This is a genomic window from Pseudomonas sp. LF-5 (assembly GCF_037626295.1).
Lineage (GTDB): Bacteria > Pseudomonadota > Gammaproteobacteria > Pseudomonadales > Pseudomonadaceae > Aquipseudomonas > Aquipseudomonas monsensis.
Window position 1 is genome coordinate 115,971 of sequence record NZ_JARKMT010000013.1, and the last position, 17,207, is coordinate 133,177.

The following is a 17,207-nucleotide window of genomic DNA, read 5'->3' on the forward strand; positions in this document are numbered from 1 at the left end:
GTTACAGCAGGTAGGAAAGGCCGACGGTCAGGCCGAAAGCGACCAGCGAGATCAACGTCTCGAGCACGGTCCAGGTCTTGAACGTCTGCGCGACCGTCATGTTGAAGTATTCCTTGATCAACCAGAAGCCGCCGTCGTTGACGTGGGAAAAGATAACCGAGCCGGCACCGGTCGCCAGCACCAACAGCTCAGGGTGTGGATAACCCAGACCAATGGCCACCGGCGCAACCACGCCGGACGCTGTGGTCATGGCCACGGTCGCCGAACCGGTGGCCACCCGCATCAACGCGGCGAACAGCCAGCCCATGATCAGCGGCGACAGGTGAAATTCGTGGGCCAGGCCGACGATCTGATCGGTGACACCGGCATCGACCAGAATCCGGTTCAAGCCGCCGCCGGCGCCCACCAGTAACGTGATACTCGCGGTCGGCGCCAGGCATTCGTTGGTGAACTTGAGGATCGACTCGCGATTGAAGCCCTGGGCGATGCCCAGCGTCCAGAAGCTCAGCAAGGTCGCCAGCAACAGCGCGATCACCGAGTTGCCGATGAACAACAGGAACTGATTGAAACCGCTGCCCGGCGTGGAGATCAGGTTGGCCCAGCCACCGATCAGCATCAGCACCACCGGCAACAGGATGGTCGCCATGGTGATGCCGAAACCCGGCAGTTGGTCGCGCGGTTCGCGGTCGAGGAATTGTTTTTCCAGTGGGTTATCCGCCGGCAAGTGAATGCGCGGCACGATGAATTTGGCGTACAGCGGCCCCGCGATAATCGCCGTCGGAATGCCGATGGCTATCGCATACAGCAAGGTCTGCCCGACCGACGCCTGATAGGCCTGCACCGCGAGCATCGCCGCCGGGTGCGGCGGCACCAGCGCATGCACCACCGACAGGCCGGCAACCATTGGCAAGCCGACCATCAGAATCGACACTCCCACCCGTCGCGCCACAGTGAAGGCAATCGGCACCAGCAAGACAAAACCGACTTCGAAAAACAACGGCAGGCCGACCAGAAACGCAATGCAGACCATCGCCCAGTGCGCGTTCTTCTCGCCGAATTTCGCGATAAGCGTGCGCGCCATCTGCTCGGCGCCACCGGATTCGGCCATCATCTTGCCGAGCATCGTCCCCAGCGCGACCACCAGCGCAATATGCCCCAGCGTCTTGCCCACCCCCGCCTCATACGCCCCCACCACGCCTGATGGCGGCATCCCCGCCACCAGCGCCAGACCGATGGAAATCAAGGTGATGACAATGAACGGGTTGAGCCGGTAACGGGCGATCAACACGATCAGCGCGATGATGGCGACGGCGGCATAGACCAGCAGCCAATAGCCGAAGGAAGGCGTCATGCGGTACTCCTCGAAAGGGTCACGTTCGAATGGGTTGTGAAACTCATAAATCATTTCGAGATCGAGTTTTCAAACCACATGAAAGTTATTTTCGTGGAGAGGTAAGGCGTGTCGCGAACGGATATGTCTTGTCGCGATAAATGAAAATCACAGGGCGGGATTTACATGACATTCCGACAGATGAGAAACCTGTGGGAGCTGGCTTGCCAGCGATGATGGCCGCACATTCAACATAGATGCTGACTGGTCGACCGCTATCGCTGGCGAGCCAGCGCCCACAGGTTCATTGGTGTTTACAGAGGGGGTGTACGACTCACACCATTTCGTTACGAATCCATTCCACCACCGACGTACGCTTCGGCGCCCAACCCAGCAGTTCGCGGGCGTGTTTGCCGCGTACGCGGCTGTTGGAGCCGAGGCCGTAGTTGGCCATTTCGTAGCCCCATTCGGCTTCGGCGTCTTGCAGCGGCCAGTCTTGTGGCTGGCCGAGGTTCAGGGCCTGGGCCATGGCGGTGGTCATGTCGATGAATGACGCTTCACCGCTCTCGACGAAGTAGAAGGTACCCGGCACATTCTTGGTCAGCGCCAGCAGGTACAGGGCGACGACGTCTTCGATGTGCACGTTGGACCAGATGTTCTGGCCGCTGCCGACGTGCCGCACCACGCCGCTTTTGCGGGCCTGTTTGAGCAGGCGCGGCAACTGCACGCTGTCGCGATTGACGCCCAGGCTGTGGCCATAGATCAGGGTGTTGCAGATCACCGCCGAATTCACTCCGTCTTTCGCCGCCGCGAGGATCAGGTTGTCGATGGCCACGCGGGCCGCCTTGTCGACGGTCGGTGGCGGCAGGTTGTCTTCGACGTAGATAACGTCGCTGGACTTACCACCCGAGGCATCGCCGACGATGCTCGAACCGCTGGTGTGCAGGAACGCTTTGTTCGAGCCGCGCAACGCGTCGAGCAAGGCTTCGACCGCACCACGATGGTCGCTGCTGGCGGCGTTGATCACCGCGTCAGCCGCGCGGGCCTGTGCGGCCAGCAGCGTGCTGTCTTCGAGGGTGCCGATCACCGGGGTGATGCCCAATGCCTTCAGCTCATCAGCCTGCTCGGCGCTGCGCACCAGGCCCGTGACATTGTGCCCGGCCTGGACCAGACCGGTGGCGATGGAGCCGCCGATAAAACCGGCGGCGCCGGTGATGAATACCTTCATGGAGAAACTCCCTGCGTGAATAAGTGATGGGGCGAGTATCGGCCGCCGAGCGTGCGGGAAACACCCGCCCTCGCCCAATTCACTCTTGCGCAGAGGTCACGAATCAGCCCTTGAAGTCGGCGTTGGCGTAAGCGACGAGTTTGCTCTGGATGAAATCGAGGAAGCACTGAATACGCAGTGCCAGTTGCGAGTTACGGTAGTACACGGCGTTAATCGGCTGACGATAACCGCTGTTGAATTCCGCCAGCAGCACCTTGAGGCGCCCGGCACGGATGTCGTCGATGGTCATGAAGTGCGACAGGCAGGCGATGCCCTGACCTTCCAGCGCCAGATGACGCACGGTCTCGCCACTGGAGGCACTGATCGCCGGGGTGATCGGCCAGCGGTCGCCGTGCACGTAGCGCAGCGGCCATTGGTTGAGGCCTTCGTTCTGGGTGAAGCCGAGCAAGGTGTGTTCGCCTAGATCGGCGACTTGCTGCGGCGCGCCGTGTTTCTCCAGATACGCGGGGCTGGCGACGATCAGCAACGGACTGCAGCCGAGGGAGCGCGCGTGCAGCGTCGAATCGGCGAGGGTGCCGATGCGGATGGCGATGTCGGTGCTTTGTTCCAGCAGGTCAATGATCAGGTCATTGCTGTTGAGTTCGAGCTGGATGTCCGGATAGAGGCGGCGGAATTCGTCGATGTAGGGGACGACGGCATGCAGCATGAACGGCGATGCGGCGTTGATCCGCAGGCGTCCGGACGGGGTTTGCTGGCGCGAGGACAGACGCTCTTCGAGGGCGTCCATCTGATCGAGAATCAGCTTGGCCTGCTCGAAGAAGTACTTACCCTCCTCGGTCAGGTCCATGCGCCGTGTGGTGCGGTTGATCAGCGTGGTGTCGAGCTTGGCTTCCAGCCGTGACAAGGTGCGACTGACCGCCGACGGCGTCTGCCCGACCTGCTCGGCTGCGGCAGAAATCGAACCGCACTCGATCACGCAGACGAAAATCTGCAATTCATCGGATCTGGCTTTCACAGGTATCCCTTGGGCTGATCATCACCCTTGTATTGTGGGGAAGGTATCCAATTGTGGCGAGGGGATAAATCCCCCTCGCCACAGATCACTTGCCTGGCCCAAGGAAATCACTTCACGCCTGGAGGCCAAACACCTCTGTCAGATGCCGCTCATAGCGCGCCACATCGTTCTCGATGTTCGGCCGCTTCATCACGTCGACACAGAGGAACGTCGGCAACCCGGTCATGCCGAGAAACTCATTGGCCTTGTGAAACGGGAAGTACACCGCGTCCACGCCTTTGGCTTCGAAGAAGTCGGTCGGGTCATCGAAAGCCTGCTGCGGCGCGTTCCAGGTCAGCGACAACATGTATTGCTTGCCCTGGATCAGGCCGCCACTGCCGTACTTCTGCGACGCATCGGAACGGGTACGACCGTCGCTGGCATAGAGGCTGCCGTGGCCTTCGGTGAACACTTCGTCGATGTACTTTTTCACCGTCCACGGCGCGCCCATCCACCAGCCCGGCATTTGATAAATGATCACGTCGGCCCAGAGGAATTTGGCCACTTCTTCTGCGACGTCGTAGCCCTCGTCGATGAACGTGGTCTTGACGTCGACACCGCCGCGATCCAGCACACTCAGTGCGGCTTCATGCAGGGTGGTGTTGTAGCGACCATCGGAGTGGGCGAATTTTTTACCGCCATTGAGCAACAATACTTTTTTCATGAAAGCGCCTCGCACAGCCATTGGGCTGGAGAAAGATGGGCAAAGGAATGGCGGCAGGTTACCCACCCATCACGCGCGGAATAAGCCGCTTGAGCGCAAAATACATTTGATCAAAATGCACGAATCTAATGCCGATTGTTGCAATAGCATTTCCGGCTATCAGTATTTGAGGAGTTGTTTTGATGAATGAACACCACGGTTTTATCCTGCACGCCAAGACTCGCCCGGAGAAAGCCGATGCCTTCGAAGCGCTGTTTCGCGCTTACGTCGAACCGAGTCGCGCCGAGCCCGGCTGCATCGAGTACCACATGCTGCGCGACAAGGAAGACCCGACGCTGTTCATCTTCTACGAGATCTGGGAAAGCCAGGCGCATCTGGACGTGCATTCGAATCTGCCGCACATGCGCGAGTTTTTCGAGAACCGCATGGCGTACCTGGAGCGCGATTTCGATATCCGTCGGATCGACATGCTCAGCGCGTCGTCGGCTAGCCGCTGATCAGCAAATGGGCGCCGAGCGCGCCCAGTCCAATGAAGAATGCGCGCTTGAACAACACCGCACTGATCCGCTGACGCAGCCATTGGCCGAGCAACATGCCCAGCACTGCCGGGATCAGCGCCAACAGCGAGGCACTCAATTCGCCGCCACCCAGCGCGCCGCGCCAGAGCAAACCACCGGCCAGCGCCAGCGTTGAAACGGTGAAGGACAGACCCAGCGCCTGCACCAGTTCATCCCGGCGCAAACCCAGCGCCTGCATGTACGGCACCGCCGGAATCACGAAGACGCCCGTGGCCGAGGTGATGACGCCCGTCAGCAAACCGCACAGCGGACCGAGCCAGGTTTCGTGGCGCGGCTTGACGTGCATCGCTGGCAGGAACAACCCGCTCAACGCATACAGCAACAACGCCGCGCCCAGTCCGCGTACCACCCAATGTCCACCGGCCATGCCGATCCACAAAGTGCCGACGCCGGTGCCGAAGAAAATCATCAGCAGCATCGGCCACAGACGCTTGAGCAATCCTTTCAGATGCCCGCCAAAGGCCAGTTGCCAGACGTTGGTCAGCGTAGCCGGAATGATCAGCATGGCGGCTGCCTGTGACGGTGCCATAGCCAGACCGAGCAGGCCCATCGCAACGGTGGGCAGGCCAAGGCCGATCACGCCTTTGATCAGGCCGGCGAGGACAAAGGTCGCGATGACCAGTAAAGACAGGGCCAGTCCCAGGTTTTGGTAGAAATCTGTGAGTGTGTTCATGGCGCTACTGTGCGCCAGTCGGGGTTGGCTGAAAATCCGCCATATACTGAGCGTGCCTCTCACTGAGCAAGAGGCTGATATTGTCTTTGGCGCTTCTGGCCCCATCGCTGGCAAGCCAGCTCCCACAGGTTTCAGTGTTGAGCTCTAAATGTGTGATCAACAAAAATTCTGTGGGAGCTGGCTTGCCAGCGATGGGGCCCGCCCAGACACCACCAAAACCAGAGGCTGCCAACCATGCACTTCGACCTCACCGACCTGCGCCTCTACTTGCACATCCTCGACACCGGCAACATCACCGCCGGCGCCGCCCGCAGCCATTTATCCCTGGCCGCCGCCAGCGCCAGAATCCGCGCCATGGAAGCCTCGCTTGGCATCGATTTTCTTGAGCGCGGCCGCCGTGGCGTCACCCCGACTGCCGCCGGCAAAGCGCTGGCGCAACACGCACGGATCCTTCTGCAGCAGGCCGAACGCATGCAGCAGGATCTGGCCGAATACGCCCAAGGCGTGAAAGGCCAGGTGCGCTTGCTGTGCAACACCACGGCGATCACCGAATACCTGCCGGAGGTGCTGGCGGACTTTCTGCGCAGTCATCCCAATCTCGACATTGATCTGCAAGAACTGCCAAGCGCACGCATCACCCACGCCCTGCGCCAGGGCGCAGCGGACATCGGGATTGTCTCCGATGCGGTGGACACCCACGGTCTACAGACCCGCGCCTTTCGCGATGATCCGCTGGTGTTGATCCTGCCGCCGGCGCATCCGCTGGCCGAGCAGCCTTCCCTGACTTTTGCGCAAACCCTGGCGCATGATTTCGTCGCGCTCGGCGCCCATAGCGCGCTGGCCATTCACTTGGAGGAACAGGCGCTGCACATCGGTCAGCGCATGGCGATCCGCATCCGCACCGATGGCTTTGACGGAGTCATGCGCATGGTGGCGCGCGGGGCGGGGCTGGCGATCGTGCCGAGGGTCGCGGTCGAGCGCTGGGCCTCGGTGCATTCGCTGGTGTGCCGACCGCTCGACGAGATCTGGGCGAACCGCGCCCTGCAACTCTGCGCGCGGGATTTCGCGCAGTTGCCCGGTTACGCACGGGCCTTGCTCGACGCATTGACGCCTTGACTCTACCGCTAGGGGCAGACTCTATCCTGTGCGCTTCATTTCAGGAGTACACACAATGAGCAAACGAATGCTCGTGATTCTGGGGCACCCCTCCACCGACAGTTTTTGCGGGGCATTGAGCGAGACCTACGTGCAGGCGGCCAAAGACGCCGGGCATGACGTCCGCCTGCTACGCCTGGATGCGCTGGATTTCGACCCCGTGCTGCACGAGGGCTACAACAAGGTGCAGCCGCTGGAGCCGGATCTGCTGCAAGCCCAGGCCGATATCACCTGGGCCGAGCACCTGACGTTTGTCTATCCGATCTGGTGGGGCGGGATTCCGGCGCTGCTGAAGGGCTTCCTCGACCGGATTTTTCTGCCCGGATTCGCCTTCAAGTACCGTGAGGGCAAAGCCTTTCCGGACAAGCTGCTCAAGGGACGCACTGCACACCTGCTGGTGACCATGGACACGCCGCCCTGGTATTACAAGTGGATCTATCGCATGCCGGGCCTGCACCAGATGCGCAAGACCACCCTGGAATTCTGCGGGATCAAACCCCTGAAAACCCTGACGTTCGGACCGATCCTGGGCTCCAAACCCGGCCAGCGCGATATCTGGCTCGAACAGGCCCGGGCAACCGCCGCCAGCTGACGGTGCCTGTCTGAACCACTGACGGCGCAGTCGCCGCCGTCAGTCCGCCACCGGGCTGCCGTCACAGGCCCGTCCGTCGCCTGTGCGCGTCATTTACGCACAGTTGCAATACCTCGATGATATTCGACATATAATCGCCCCCCGATCTGGCATGACGCCTGATCGCGCTACGCCCTGTTTGATCATCGAGACGGACCTTTATGTACATTGGCAAAGCCGCCCAGCTGTCGGGCACCACAGTCAAAAGCATTCGCCATTACGAAGAAATCGGCCTGTTGCCCGAGCCCAAGCGTGAAGGCAAATACCGCATCTACAGCCAGCAAAGCGTTGAAGTGTTGACGTTCATCAAGTGCGCCCAGCAACTGGGCTTCAAGCTCAAAGAGCTGCAGGTGATCCTCAACAACTACCGTGGCGACGAGTTTCCCTGGGACATGGCGCAACGTGCGATTGCCGAAAAAAAAGCCGAACTGGTGTCCCAGATCGGCGATTTGCAGCAATTGCACGACGGCCTTGAAGCGTTTGAGAACAATCTCAACGATGCCCGCCAGGAATGTCAGTTCGAGCGCATCGCCCGCTATGGCGAAAAAAACCCGGGCAATACACTGAACTGAAAACCCTGCTGCACCGTATGACCGGGCTCGCCTGCCACCTCAGGGCCTGCGCACCCGGTCGGCGGCGAATCAGCCCGGCACCGCCTCTGTCTCTGCCTCAGTGCGGGGGGCCTGAACCGGCGCATGCACTGGCGCAATCGCCGCAAAGAACCACGGCGATACCAGCGTCACCAGCACAATGGTCATGACCCCACTGGAAAACAGCGCCATCGCCACCAGTGCACCGAGGTCGACGATCGGTTTGAAGTCGGAAAACAGCAGCGCCATGAAGCCCACGGAGAAGATCACCACGTTGATCACCGTCGAGCGTCCGACGCTGTGCATCGCCTGCAGAATCGCCGCATCAATTTCGATGCCCTGCTGCACCAGCAGCTTGATGCGCGACAGCAGGTGCACCGCGTAATCGACCACGCCCACCACCAGGAACGTCACCAGCGTCGTGCCGATGTTCAGTTCGATGTTGAACAGGAACATGAAGCCGTAGACCGTCACCGAAGTGGTCAGCAAGGTCAGCATGCCGAGGATCCCGAGGCGCACCGACTTGAGCCAGTACATCATCATCAGCGTGACGACCAGCAGCGCCAGGGAAAAGCTCAATACCTGGCCCTGAGTTATTTCCTGCAGCACACCGGTCCAGATCAATGGCGTGCCGGCGTGGGTCACCTCGAGGTTGGCGGGTTTGTTGATCAGCAACCAGGCATCGAGGCGATCGAGCATGCCCTGATAGTCGCTGGCGACCGACGAGGTCATGGTGTACAGGGTCAAGGCCTTGGAAAAGTCCGCATTGAGTACGTTGTTCAGGTCGGAGCCGCCACCGTTTTCGAACAGCATCACGTGTTGCTCGATCAGCGAATTGCCCGGCACTTCAAACTGCTCGACCTGCCCGTCATCATTGACCGACGTGACCTTCTCCACGGCATTCGGCACCCGCAGATAATCCGGGTTCATGTCGTTGAGCACCAGGTTCATGCGCTTGACGTAAGTGGCCAGCGAGTAGCCGTAGCTGACGTTCGGCTGCTGCTTGATGAAATGGTCGAGCTTGTCGATGAACTGCACCACGTCGGTGGTCAGCACCCCGCGCGGCTCCTTGCTGTCGATGGCGATCCAGCCCGGCGCCGTGCCCGCGACCTTCGCGTGGTTGATGAATTGATCGGACACGCGAATGTGGCTCTCAGGCTTGAAGTAGGCAATGCCGGAGTCTTCGATATCGACGCGGAAGGTGAACACCGTGGCCAGCGCCAGCAGCGGCAGCACGACCATCAGGATCGGCTTGCGAAAGCGGATCATCCAGGCGCAGAACGCGACCAGGTAACGCGAGATGATCGATTCCTTGTGCACGTCAGTCTTGGCTTGCGCCGGCTGATCCTTGCCCCACAGCGAGATCCACGCCGGAATCAGCAACAGCGAAATGATCAATGCCGCGGTCAGGCCGATGGACATGAACACGCCGAAATTGCGAATGCTGACAATGTTGTTGGTGGTGGAAATCATGAACGTGGCGATGGTCGTCACCGTCGTCAACACCACCGGCACCACCATCAGGCGCTGGGTTTCACGGTTGGCTTCGCGGTTGCTCTTGCCAGCGTTTTTCTGCTCGTAATATTCGGCCATCACATGGATCGCGTCCGAGCAGCAAATGGTGAACAGGAACACCGGCAGCACACTGGTCAGCAGGTCGAACGGCACCCGCAACAGCGCCATCAGCCCGAGGGTCCAGATGGTGCAGAACAGAATATTGAACAGCGGCAACAGCACGCCCAGCGGTTTGCGGAAGAAGAAAGTCAGCAACAGGGTGATCAGCAAAAACACAATCGGGAACAGCACGGCCAGGTCGTGGTCGATGATTTCCTGTTGCGCGGCGATGAAGATCGGCATGCCGGCAATGAAGATTTCGTCCTTGTACTCCGGATGCTCGGCCTGGTACTGCGCAACGATGCCGCGCACGATCTGATAGGCGCGCAGTTGCGCCTGGGCATCGTCCTGCTTGGTGCCGAGTTCGGCCACCAGCATCGCGACTTTCTTGTCCTTGGACACCACCCCGTCGACCATCAATTCGTTGCCCATGATCTGCGACTCGACCACGGCCGGGTCCATGTCATAGGCATTGAGGGTCTTGTGGATCAACAGCTCGCCGTCGTCGGTCAGGACGATGTTTTCCAGGTCGCCCATCGAGGCCATTTCGCGGATCGGGTTGATCCGCTCGGCGAGAAAGGTCAGGAACAGCTGATCGTGCGAGTCCCAGTTCTGGCTCTGCGCATGGTCACGCAAAGCCTTGGCCTGGGCATAGTCGTTCTGTGAAAAGCCGCCCTCCAGGATGTCCCGGGTCAACAACTGCGCGCGGCTGTCATTCGGGTACTTGCCGACGATTTGCGCCAGTTGCTCCTTGTCGGCATCGTTGGCCAGAATCATCTTGCGCACTGACTGCGACATCGAAAACAGCGCGTTGAGCGTCTGCTTGTTGAACACCGTCTGCGGGTTGTTCAGCGCCACCATCACCGAGTCGAAGGTGCCGGTGAACTCACCCTGCAAGTCGATGATGGTCTTGCGCGCCGGGTGGCTTTCCTTGAGCAGATAAGGGTTGGTGTCGGAGACCAGCGCGCCCAGCGTATAGGTGAAATACGCGGTAATCGCCACCAGCAGGAAAACAATCGCCCGCGCATAACGCTCGACGAAATTCAGATATCTTTCCATGATCATGCGGTTCCAGGTCGTCGGGGTCGGCGCTTAGCGGGCAGACACGGCAAATTCCGGCAAGTCACCGGATTTCAGGCCGCGCTTGATCGCGGTCTGGGTAAACAGGCGGTCTTCCAGCGGGACGTTGTACTGCAACTGGTTGAAGCGCATTTCCGAGCGCGTGCCGTCGATGAAGTGTTCGGTTTCACTGAGCACGATGCTGTCGATCGAGTCGATGGTCGCGACTTTCTGCGTGCGCATCTGCTTGATCAACACGCCTTTGACGTCGAAAAAGTCCTGGCGCATGACCAGGAAGTTCTGCTTGTCGATCCACACTTTCAGCTTGTTGTAGCCGGTCTTGGCCAGCACTTCAGGGGATGCCGGTTCGCGCTCGATCACGTAGCAGTCGCGGCCCTTGATCTGCTCTTCGCCGACGAGTTTCTGCGAGTAATCCTTGACGCGGATCTTGTCCAGGTCGGCATACGAATACTCACTGCCCATGAACGAGCCGCGCTTGTCGGTGGTGGAGATGCGGCGGGTCTGGCGGCTGACCGGCAGGTACATCCACTGGCTGTCTTCCAGGCCCAGGGTTTCGTGGGGGTTTTCGATGTGGAAGGCAACGTCACGCACGTCGGTCGGCGCGGAAAAGTACATGCTGAATTTGTCGCTGTCCGGGTAGTCCTTTTGCAGGTAAGTGAACTCGCGAACCCGGGTATTGCCCTTCTTGTCATGCAGGATCAACGAGACCTGGGACATGAAGCTGTTACCGTCGTTGCGATCACGCACCTGACGGATGATGTCATCGGCATTGCCGGCTTCGGCGGCACTGGCGCAGGCGCAGGCGCTGCCCAGGATAAATGCGGCGGTGGTCAGACTTTTCAAAAACGGCAACATAAGAACTTCCCTTTTCATCGGATGAATGCGTGGGCGCCTGCACCAGCGTGGCGACAGGCGCAATGGGGTTAAAACAGATAGCCGGCCGACAGGCGCAGCTGGTCGTGCTTGCGGTACTCGCCGAAAGACCGGTCAGGTCTGCCGAAGAACACGTCCACTTCCAGGCCGAGCTTGATGTAGTCCACCGGTTTGTAGGTGAAGATGCCTTGCAGCAATGCGTTGTCCTGAAACGGTGGCGAGGCGGCGGCCACCAGACGACTCTTGAGACGGTCCTGCCAATGGGTGCCTTCGGCCGACAGGGTGAACAGCGGTTCGCGCTTGTCCTGCAACATGCCGTCCTGCCAGTCGAGCAGCACTTGTTCCTGCCACTGCGCGGAAATCAGCCAGTCGCGCAACAGGTAATCGACCCCCAGCAATGACTTGACCATCGGCGTGCTGTCGGCACCGTAGGCACGCGTCGGATTGGTCACGCGCCAGTTGTCGAAATACGCCACCTCGCTGCGCACCACGATGCTGTGCCCGGCGTCGATCGCCAGCCCGGCACCGCCCATGGTGTAACGGGGAAACTGCCGTTCCAGCCGAGTGCGACCGTCGTCGGCGAGGCCTTCGACCGCGTACACCGGGTCCTGCTGACGGGCGCTCAAGGCGACAAAACTGGCGTCTACCGCGCCGATCCGGCCGTTGGCGCTCAGGCCATAGGAATAACCCTTGTCACCGTCATAGCCAGGTTTGGAATCGAGCAGGAAATATTGCGGGTCCGGCGCGGCAAACAGTGGCGCGGCAAACTCACTGCCGGCCACCGGCGGCTGGTTTTTCACAAAATCGGTGATCCACAGCGCTTCCAGCTCCCACTCGCCCACCGGTTGCGCAAACCGCACCATCGGCACGGCGATGCGGCTGTCTTCGAGCAGCGGGGTCAGGCCGTCGCGGTAGTCCAGCGGGTTGATCTGATCGAGCACGCGCAACTCATCGGCACGCCCCCAGACCACTTGCTGCCAGCCGACCGTCACCTCGCCATCGCCCAGCGCATGGCCCACATACAAGTGCCGCCAATCGGCATCGAAACGGTATTTGTCCCGCGCCCGCTCGCTGTACGGTTGGTTGCCGTCGTAGCGCGCGTCATACCGCACGCGGCCCTTGGCCTTGTAGTAACCGCCGTCCCAGTTGTCTTCCAGGTTGGCCTTGAAGTACACGGCTTTCTGCGTGACCTGATCGTCACCGTGCAGGCGCACGGCCGTGGCCACGCCGACTTCACCGTCGGCGTAATCCGGCTTGAGATCATCGACGGTGAATTCGGCCATCGCGGCGGGCGCGGCCAGGCACGTCCACACGGCACAGGCGAGGTGGCTGATGTGAAATCGAGGCATCGTTACATTCCCAACCCGACACCGCCATCAATCACCAGGCTCTGGGCAGTCACCCCACCAGCCTCGGGACTGGCCAGGTAACGCACCATCGCCGCCACTTCTTCGCTCTGGATGAAACGGCGCATCGGCAGTTTCTTCTTCGCGTTGCGCACGATCTGTTCCTGGGTCAAACCGGCAATCGCCGCTTGCGTCGCCAGTTCACCCTGCAACATCGGCGTATCGATCCAGGCCGGCAGAATCGCGTTGACGGTGATCTGCCGCGACGCCAGGTCCAGCGCCAGCGCCTTGGTCATGCCGACGATGCCGTGCTTGGACGCGCAGTACGCGGTGTTGCGCACCTTGCCGGCCCGACCGAGGATCGACGACATGTTGATGATCCGGCCCCGATCGGGCATCAGCGCCAGACACAACGAGGTCACGTAGAACGTGCCGTTGAGGTTGACCGAAATCACCTTGTGCCAGTTGTGCAAATCCTCCGGCTCGTTCTCGTTGCAGATACCGGCGCTGTTGACCAGCACATCAACGTATTCGACTTGCGAACCGAGGGTCTTGAAGAACGCCTCCATCGCCGGCAGGTCGGCAATGTTCGCCGCGTGGGTTTCGACCCGTGCCTTGATCTGCGCGTGTTGTTCATCGACCCAGCGCTGCAGTTCCGGCAGATCGAGATCCAGCAGGATCAGACGATTGTCGGCCTCGGTGGCGAAATTCTCCGCCACCGCGCGACCGATGCCCTTGGCGGCACCAGTAATCAGAATGGTCCGGCTCATGGCATTTTCAGCCCGCCGTTGACCGGCAGGACCTCCCCGGTCAGGTACAAACCGCGATCAGCGAGGTACAGCACCGCTTCGGCAATTTCTTCAGGTTCGGCGTAGCGTTTGATCAGCAGGCGCGACTGGATTTCTTCCTCCTGACTGCCGATCAGCGCCGTGCTCATCTCGGTCTTGACGATGCCCGGCGCTACCGCATTGACGCGAATGTTGCGCGGCGCCAATTCAACAGCCAGGGCACGAGTCAGCGACTCGACCCCGCCCTTGGCCGCGGCATAATTGCTTTGGCCCTTGCCGGGTTTTTGCGCCGCCACCGAACTGATATTGACGATGCAGCCACTGCGCTGGCGCATCATGCCCGGAACCACCTGCTGACAGCACAGCAGGGTGCCGATCAGGTTGGTCTGGATCACCTCGACGATGTCGCGGGCCGACATCGTCGCGAGCAAGCCGTCACGGGTAATGCCGGCGTTGTTGACCAACAGATCGACACGCTGGAAATGCTGGTCGACCCGTTCGAAAAACGCCTTGATGCTCTCGCCGTTACCGACGTCGCATTGCAGCGCCAGGCAGTCGATGCCCGACGCCTGCACTTCATCGCGCAAGGCCATCGCCGCCACTTCATCGCGCACGTAACTGAACGCGATCTGATAACCCGCACGGGCGAGGGTCAGGACAATCGCCCGACCGATGCCGCGACTGCCACCGGTCACCACTGCTACTTTATTCGGCATGACCGTTCCTTAAAGCGAGTTGTCGGTTTTGAACTGGGCGAGGCTGAAGCCGTGGGTCGCGGCCAGTGCACGAATCTGCTGCACTTGCTCGCGGCTGATGTCGCCGTAGGAGTAGTGCTGTTTCATACCGGACAGGCCCATCAGCACCGACTCGGCCATGCACGCATACAGCTGACCTTGCTTGAGGTAGGCGCGGACGTTTTTCACCAGGCCATCGCCCAGTGGCGTCTGCACGATGCCGCCATGCATGTAGAGCACGTCGGCGCGCTGGCTGGCGAGGTTCTGGTCAACGTTCAGCGGCACGGCGATGTCGCAGATCACGCTGTTTTCAGCAAAGTGCTCGGCAAAGAGAAACGGCTGCGGTGCATTCGCCGCGCAGAGCACGATGCGCGCTTGCTTCAACACCTCAAGATCGTTGCTGACCGTGATAAAGGCGTTGGCGCCCAGGCGTTCTTCAACCAGCTTCGCCACGCGTTGACCGAGGTCGGCGCTGTTGCCGTGGGCCTGCAGCAGCGCTTCGATACCGTCGATTTGCTGCAAGCGCCGGGCGAGACGATCGTGTTCGGCGACCCCCTTGAGAATCGCCCGGGCGGCTTCGGCGTAGATCTGTTGAGCGGTTTTCTCCAGGCGGCGCAGCGAACCGTCGCGACCGCTGCCGATGAGAATCAGGTGCTCGACACTGGTCGACAACAACGAGGCATAGGTCGAAGCGATGTTGCCGGCGGCGCCGACTACCGCTGCAGTCTGCTCGCCCAGCTCAAGGCCCTGTTGCTTGCAGCCCTGTTCGATGGCTTCCAGGCCCATGCCGATGGTCAGTGCATTGCCGGAAGTCAGCGCCATGTCAGGAATCTGCAGCGCCTGGCAGTTGTTGGTCACGATCGAGGTGTACATGCCCAGACCGGCGACGCTGTAGCCATCGGCGCGGGCATCCTTGATGCGATTACCAACCTCTTCGCGGATGGTTTGCAGATCACCGCTGGCGATATACGCAGCCATCGCATCGGAGTCCATGCACAGCGGGTACAAGGTGAACTCCACCGCCGTGCCGAGTTTCGAACGAATCTGCACCGGGCCGATCGGCGCGGCACGGCGCTCGGGGGCCATGCGTTTGATGAACTCGCGCTTCTGTTCAGCGCTCAGGGTCGACAGCGAAGGATCGACATCGCTGAGCATGTCCGAATCGATCAAATGGTTGATGAACGCCACGCGAGCCACCACGCGCACGTTCTCGTCAGACTTTGGGCGGGTTTCGGTCTCCTTGAAGCTGACCTCGCGTGCTGGCACGTCAGCGATGCTGTCGGCACACACACCGGCGGCCAGCGGGAAGGCATCGCGGCGGCGCAGCATGTCGCAGACTTTTTGCAGGGAAGCGATCAACCCGTCAATTTCCGCAAAGGTGATGCACACCGGCGGTTCCAGACGGATCACATTGGCGTTGCTGCCCGACGGCGCCACGCGCAGGTATTCGAATTGCAGCAGGTAGCCGGCGATGATGTAGCCCAGCGCGTCGTTGTACTGCGCCGATGCCTGAACCAGTGAGCTGGTGCCAGTCAGGTCGTGCAGTTCGAAACCCAGCAGCAAGCCGCGGCCGCGCACGTCGGCGATGACGTCCGGATAGGCCGCCTTGAGTTCCAGCAACGAAGATTTGAGGTATTCGCCCTTCTTGTTCACGTCCTTGAGCATCGCGCTGTCGTTCTCAAACAAACGGCGCAGGGCCGACAGGGCGATATGGCAGGACGCATCGTCTTCGGCGAAGGTCGAGCTGTGGATGTAGCTGAAATCGTTTTCGTAGTGGCTGGCGCGGATCACCGTCGCGGCGATTTTCATCAGGCCACCGCCCAGGGCTTTCGACAGGCAGTAGTAATCGCCCTGCAAGTTGAAATGGCTGGCGCCGAGCAAGGTGCCGGTGCGGCCGAAACCCGATTGCACTTCGTCGATGATCAACGGGCACTGCTGCTCGTTGCACAGGCGGCGCAGGCCCAGGTAGAACTCGCCGGCGAACTCGTTGATGCCGCCTTCGCCCTGGATCGGTTCGAGCAGGACTGCGGTGATCGCGCTGAACGCCTCGCGCCGTACCTGCAGGGTTTCACCGCTCCATTCCAGGCTCAGCCAGTGACGGATATGCCGGGCCGGCAGTTCTTGCAATTGCTGCGGCTGCTGCGGGTCGATGAACTCGACGTTGAGACCGAAACGGGCGAACGGCTTGCGGTACTGCTTGCCATAGGTCAACTGAACGGTGTTCACCAGTTTGCCGTGGAAGCTGCCGCGCACAGCCAGGAACACCGGCTCGACATGCAACTGCGCCAGGTTGTGCTGACGCACCGCTTCGGCCACTTGGCGCACGGTGACGCAGGACAGATTCTGCGGCAGCAGGCCCGCAGGCAAATCGAGATCGTCGATGTCCAGTTCGACATAAGCCTTGTCGCTGGCAACCAGATTGGCGAGGGCGAAATCGCGCTCGTCGAATTGCTTCTGCAGGTTTTTCTGACGACGGTATTCGGCGTGCTTGACGGCGATTTCCACCGACTCGGCGCCGCTGTTGGAGAAGGTCGAAATGTAGCGTTCGTTGTTGTTCAGCTCACGGTTGAACGCCTCACTGAGTTCGCGCCCCAACTGGCCGGCGGCACCGCGCACCGACATCTGCGCGTTGAACGGCACATCGGCACGCAACAGGCTGCAGAGCTGATCGACGAATTGCGGATCGTTGTGGCCATACAGCGCGGCCCCGTAACCGCCGAGGAAGTCGGTGACGGTCACCTCTGCGCCCTGCTTGTCGCGGTAAAACAGTTTGCTGCCGAGCGCACGATGGAACTGGCACTCCAGGCCCAGGGCCTGCATCAGTTCAACGAATTTCGGCCGTACGTAATCGCGATAATCCATGACAGTT

The 17,207-nt window shown here is 60.7% G+C and carries 15 protein-coding genes; 4 read left to right on the forward strand and 11 right to left on the reverse strand.

Annotated features, from left to right (window positions below; genetic code table 11):
• Position 1 precedes the first annotated feature (1 nt).
• The 4 genes from PseuLF5_RS25895 to PseuLF5_RS25910 all read right to left on the reverse strand — a co-directional run bounded on the left by PseuLF5_RS25895 (position 2) and on the right by PseuLF5_RS25910 (position 4,276).
• The gene (locus PseuLF5_RS25895) at positions 2-1,351 is read right to left on the reverse strand and encodes a GntP family permease (protein ID WP_128614481.1); all 1,350 of its coding nucleotides are present in this window, start codon (positions 1,349-1,351) and stop codon (positions 2-4) included.
• Positions 1,352-1,664: 313 nt separating this feature from the next.
• Positions 1,665-2,558 carry an NAD-dependent epimerase/dehydratase family protein gene (locus PseuLF5_RS25900; RefSeq protein ID WP_340134969.1) on the reverse strand — a complete coding sequence of 298 codons (894 nt, stop codon included), beginning with the start codon at positions 2,556-2,558 and terminating at the stop codon, positions 1,665-1,667.
• A gap of 103 nt (positions 2,559-2,661) precedes the next feature.
• Positions 2,662-3,573, reverse strand: a complete 912-nt coding sequence (locus PseuLF5_RS25905; RefSeq protein ID WP_186746325.1) for a LysR family transcriptional regulator — start codon at positions 3,571-3,573, stop codon at positions 2,662-2,664.
• Between the two features lie 112 nt (positions 3,574-3,685).
• Positions 3,686-4,276 carry an NAD(P)H-dependent oxidoreductase gene (locus tag PseuLF5_RS25910; RefSeq protein WP_128615152.1) on the reverse strand — a complete coding sequence of 197 codons (591 nt, stop codon included), beginning with the start codon at positions 4,274-4,276 and terminating at the stop codon, positions 3,686-3,688.
• Positions 4,277-4,458: 182 nt separating this feature from the next.
• Here PseuLF5_RS25910 and PseuLF5_RS25915 point away from each other — a divergent pair, with 182 nt between their 5' ends.
• Positions 4,459-4,773 carry a putative quinol monooxygenase gene (locus tag PseuLF5_RS25915; RefSeq protein ID WP_123464437.1) on the forward strand — a complete coding sequence of 105 codons (315 nt, stop codon included), beginning with the start codon at positions 4,459-4,461 and terminating at the stop codon, positions 4,771-4,773.
• Here the strand turns inward: PseuLF5_RS25915 and PseuLF5_RS25920 are convergent.
• Positions 4,763-5,527, reverse strand: a complete 765-nt coding sequence (locus PseuLF5_RS25920) for a sulfite exporter TauE/SafE family protein (RefSeq protein ID WP_340134970.1) — start codon at positions 5,525-5,527, stop codon at positions 4,763-4,765. The two genes, PseuLF5_RS25915 and PseuLF5_RS25920, sit on opposite strands and share 11 nt — an antisense overlap.
• A 234-nt stretch (positions 5,528-5,761) precedes the next feature.
• Between PseuLF5_RS25920 and PseuLF5_RS25925 the strand changes: the two genes are divergently transcribed.
• The 3 genes from PseuLF5_RS25925 (at position 5,762) to PseuLF5_RS25935 (ending at position 7,885) form a co-directional block, all read left to right on the forward strand.
• On the forward strand, positions 5,762-6,643 hold the full coding sequence (locus PseuLF5_RS25925) for a LysR family transcriptional regulator (protein ID WP_340134971.1): 882 nt from the start codon (positions 5,762-5,764) through the stop codon (positions 6,641-6,643).
• A gap of 55 nt (positions 6,644-6,698) precedes the next feature.
• Positions 6,699-7,274 (forward strand): NAD(P)H-dependent oxidoreductase, encoded by a 576-nt coding sequence (locus PseuLF5_RS25930; protein ID WP_123464432.1) that lies wholly within the window; start codon positions 6,699-6,701, stop codon positions 7,272-7,274.
• Positions 7,275-7,474: 200 nt separating this feature from the next.
• On the forward strand, positions 7,475-7,885 hold the full coding sequence (locus PseuLF5_RS25935) for a MerR family transcriptional regulator (RefSeq protein WP_123464430.1): 411 nt from the start codon (positions 7,475-7,477) through the stop codon (positions 7,883-7,885).
• Between the two features lie 69 nt (positions 7,886-7,954).
• Here the strand turns inward: PseuLF5_RS25935 and PseuLF5_RS25940 are convergent, their stop codons facing one another.
• From PseuLF5_RS25940 to PseuLF5_RS25965, 6 genes are all read right to left on the reverse strand, one after another.
• Entirely contained in the window at positions 7,955-10,576 is a 2,622-nt protein-coding gene (locus PseuLF5_RS25940) for an efflux RND transporter permease subunit (RefSeq protein ID WP_340134972.1), read from the reverse strand.
• A 33-nt stretch (positions 10,577-10,609) separates the two neighbouring features.
• On the reverse strand, positions 10,610-11,452 hold the full coding sequence (locus PseuLF5_RS25945) for an outer membrane lipoprotein-sorting protein (protein WP_340134973.1): 843 nt from the start codon (positions 11,450-11,452) through the stop codon (positions 10,610-10,612).
• 68 nt (positions 11,453-11,520) lie between these two features.
• A complete protein-coding gene (locus PseuLF5_RS25950) occupies positions 11,521-12,819 on the reverse strand; it encodes a DUF1302 family protein (RefSeq protein ID WP_340134974.1) in 1,299 nt (432 codons plus the stop codon).
• Positions 12,820-12,821: 2 nt separating this feature from the next.
• Complete coding sequence (locus PseuLF5_RS25955; protein WP_123464424.1) at positions 12,822-13,586, reverse strand: SDR family NAD(P)-dependent oxidoreductase; 765 nt, start codon at positions 13,584-13,586, stop codon at positions 12,822-12,824.
• Positions 13,583-14,320, reverse strand: a complete 738-nt coding sequence (locus PseuLF5_RS25960) for a 3-oxoacyl-ACP reductase family protein (protein WP_123464422.1) — start codon at positions 14,318-14,320, stop codon at positions 13,583-13,585. Before PseuLF5_RS25960 ends, PseuLF5_RS25955 begins: the two co-directional genes overlap by 4 nt.
• 9 nt (positions 14,321-14,329) lie before the next feature.
• Positions 14,330-17,200 carry an aminotransferase class III-fold pyridoxal phosphate-dependent enzyme gene (locus tag PseuLF5_RS25965; RefSeq protein WP_340134975.1) on the reverse strand — a complete coding sequence of 957 codons (2,871 nt, stop codon included), beginning with the start codon at positions 17,198-17,200 and terminating at the stop codon, positions 14,330-14,332.
• Positions 17,201-17,207: the final 7 nt, after the last annotated feature.

What these genes read in the sequence shown, in the direction of transcription:
- PseuLF5_RS25950 (WP_340134974.1), bottom strand. Translation starts at nt 12,819, where the DNA reads ATGCCTCGATTTCACATCAGCCACCTCGCCTGTGCCGTGTGGACGTGC.
- PseuLF5_RS25940 (WP_340134972.1), bottom strand. Translation starts at nt 10,576, where the DNA reads ATGGAAAGATATCTGAATTTCGTCGAGCGTTATGCGCGGGCGATTGTT.
- PseuLF5_RS25945 (WP_340134973.1), bottom strand. Translation starts at nt 11,452, where the DNA reads ATGTTGCCGTTTTTGAAAAGTCTGACCACCGCCGCATTTATCCTGGGC.
- PseuLF5_RS25955 (WP_123464424.1), bottom strand. Translation starts at nt 13,586, where the DNA reads ATGAGCCGGACCATTCTGATTACTGGTGCCGCCAAGGGCATCGGTCGC.
- PseuLF5_RS25920 (WP_340134970.1), bottom strand. Translation starts at nt 5,527, where the DNA reads ATGAACACACTCACAGATTTCTACCAAAACCTGGGACTGGCCCTGTCT.
- PseuLF5_RS25935 (WP_123464430.1), top strand. Translation starts at nt 7,475, where the DNA reads ATGTACATTGGCAAAGCCGCCCAGCTGTCGGGCACCACAGTCAAAAGC.
- PseuLF5_RS25960 (WP_123464422.1), bottom strand. Translation starts at nt 14,320, where the DNA reads ATGCCGAATAAAGTAGCAGTGGTGACCGGTGGCAGTCGCGGCATCGGT.
- PseuLF5_RS25915 (WP_123464437.1), top strand. Translation starts at nt 4,459, where the DNA reads ATGAATGAACACCACGGTTTTATCCTGCACGCCAAGACTCGCCCGGAG.
- PseuLF5_RS25900 (WP_340134969.1), bottom strand. Translation starts at nt 2,558, where the DNA reads ATGAAGGTATTCATCACCGGCGCCGCCGGTTTTATCGGCGGCTCCATC.
- PseuLF5_RS25965 (WP_340134975.1), bottom strand. Translation starts at nt 17,200, where the DNA reads ATGGATTATCGCGATTACGTACGGCCGAAATTCGTTGAACTGATGCAG.
- PseuLF5_RS25910 (WP_128615152.1), bottom strand. Translation starts at nt 4,276, where the DNA reads ATGAAAAAAGTATTGTTGCTCAATGGCGGTAAAAAATTCGCCCACTCC.
- PseuLF5_RS25895 (WP_128614481.1), bottom strand. Translation starts at nt 1,351, where the DNA reads ATGACGCCTTCCTTCGGCTATTGGCTGCTGGTCTATGCCGCCGTCGCC.
- PseuLF5_RS25925 (WP_340134971.1), top strand. Translation starts at nt 5,762, where the DNA reads ATGCACTTCGACCTCACCGACCTGCGCCTCTACTTGCACATCCTCGAC.
- PseuLF5_RS25930 (WP_123464432.1), top strand. Translation starts at nt 6,699, where the DNA reads ATGAGCAAACGAATGCTCGTGATTCTGGGGCACCCCTCCACCGACAGT.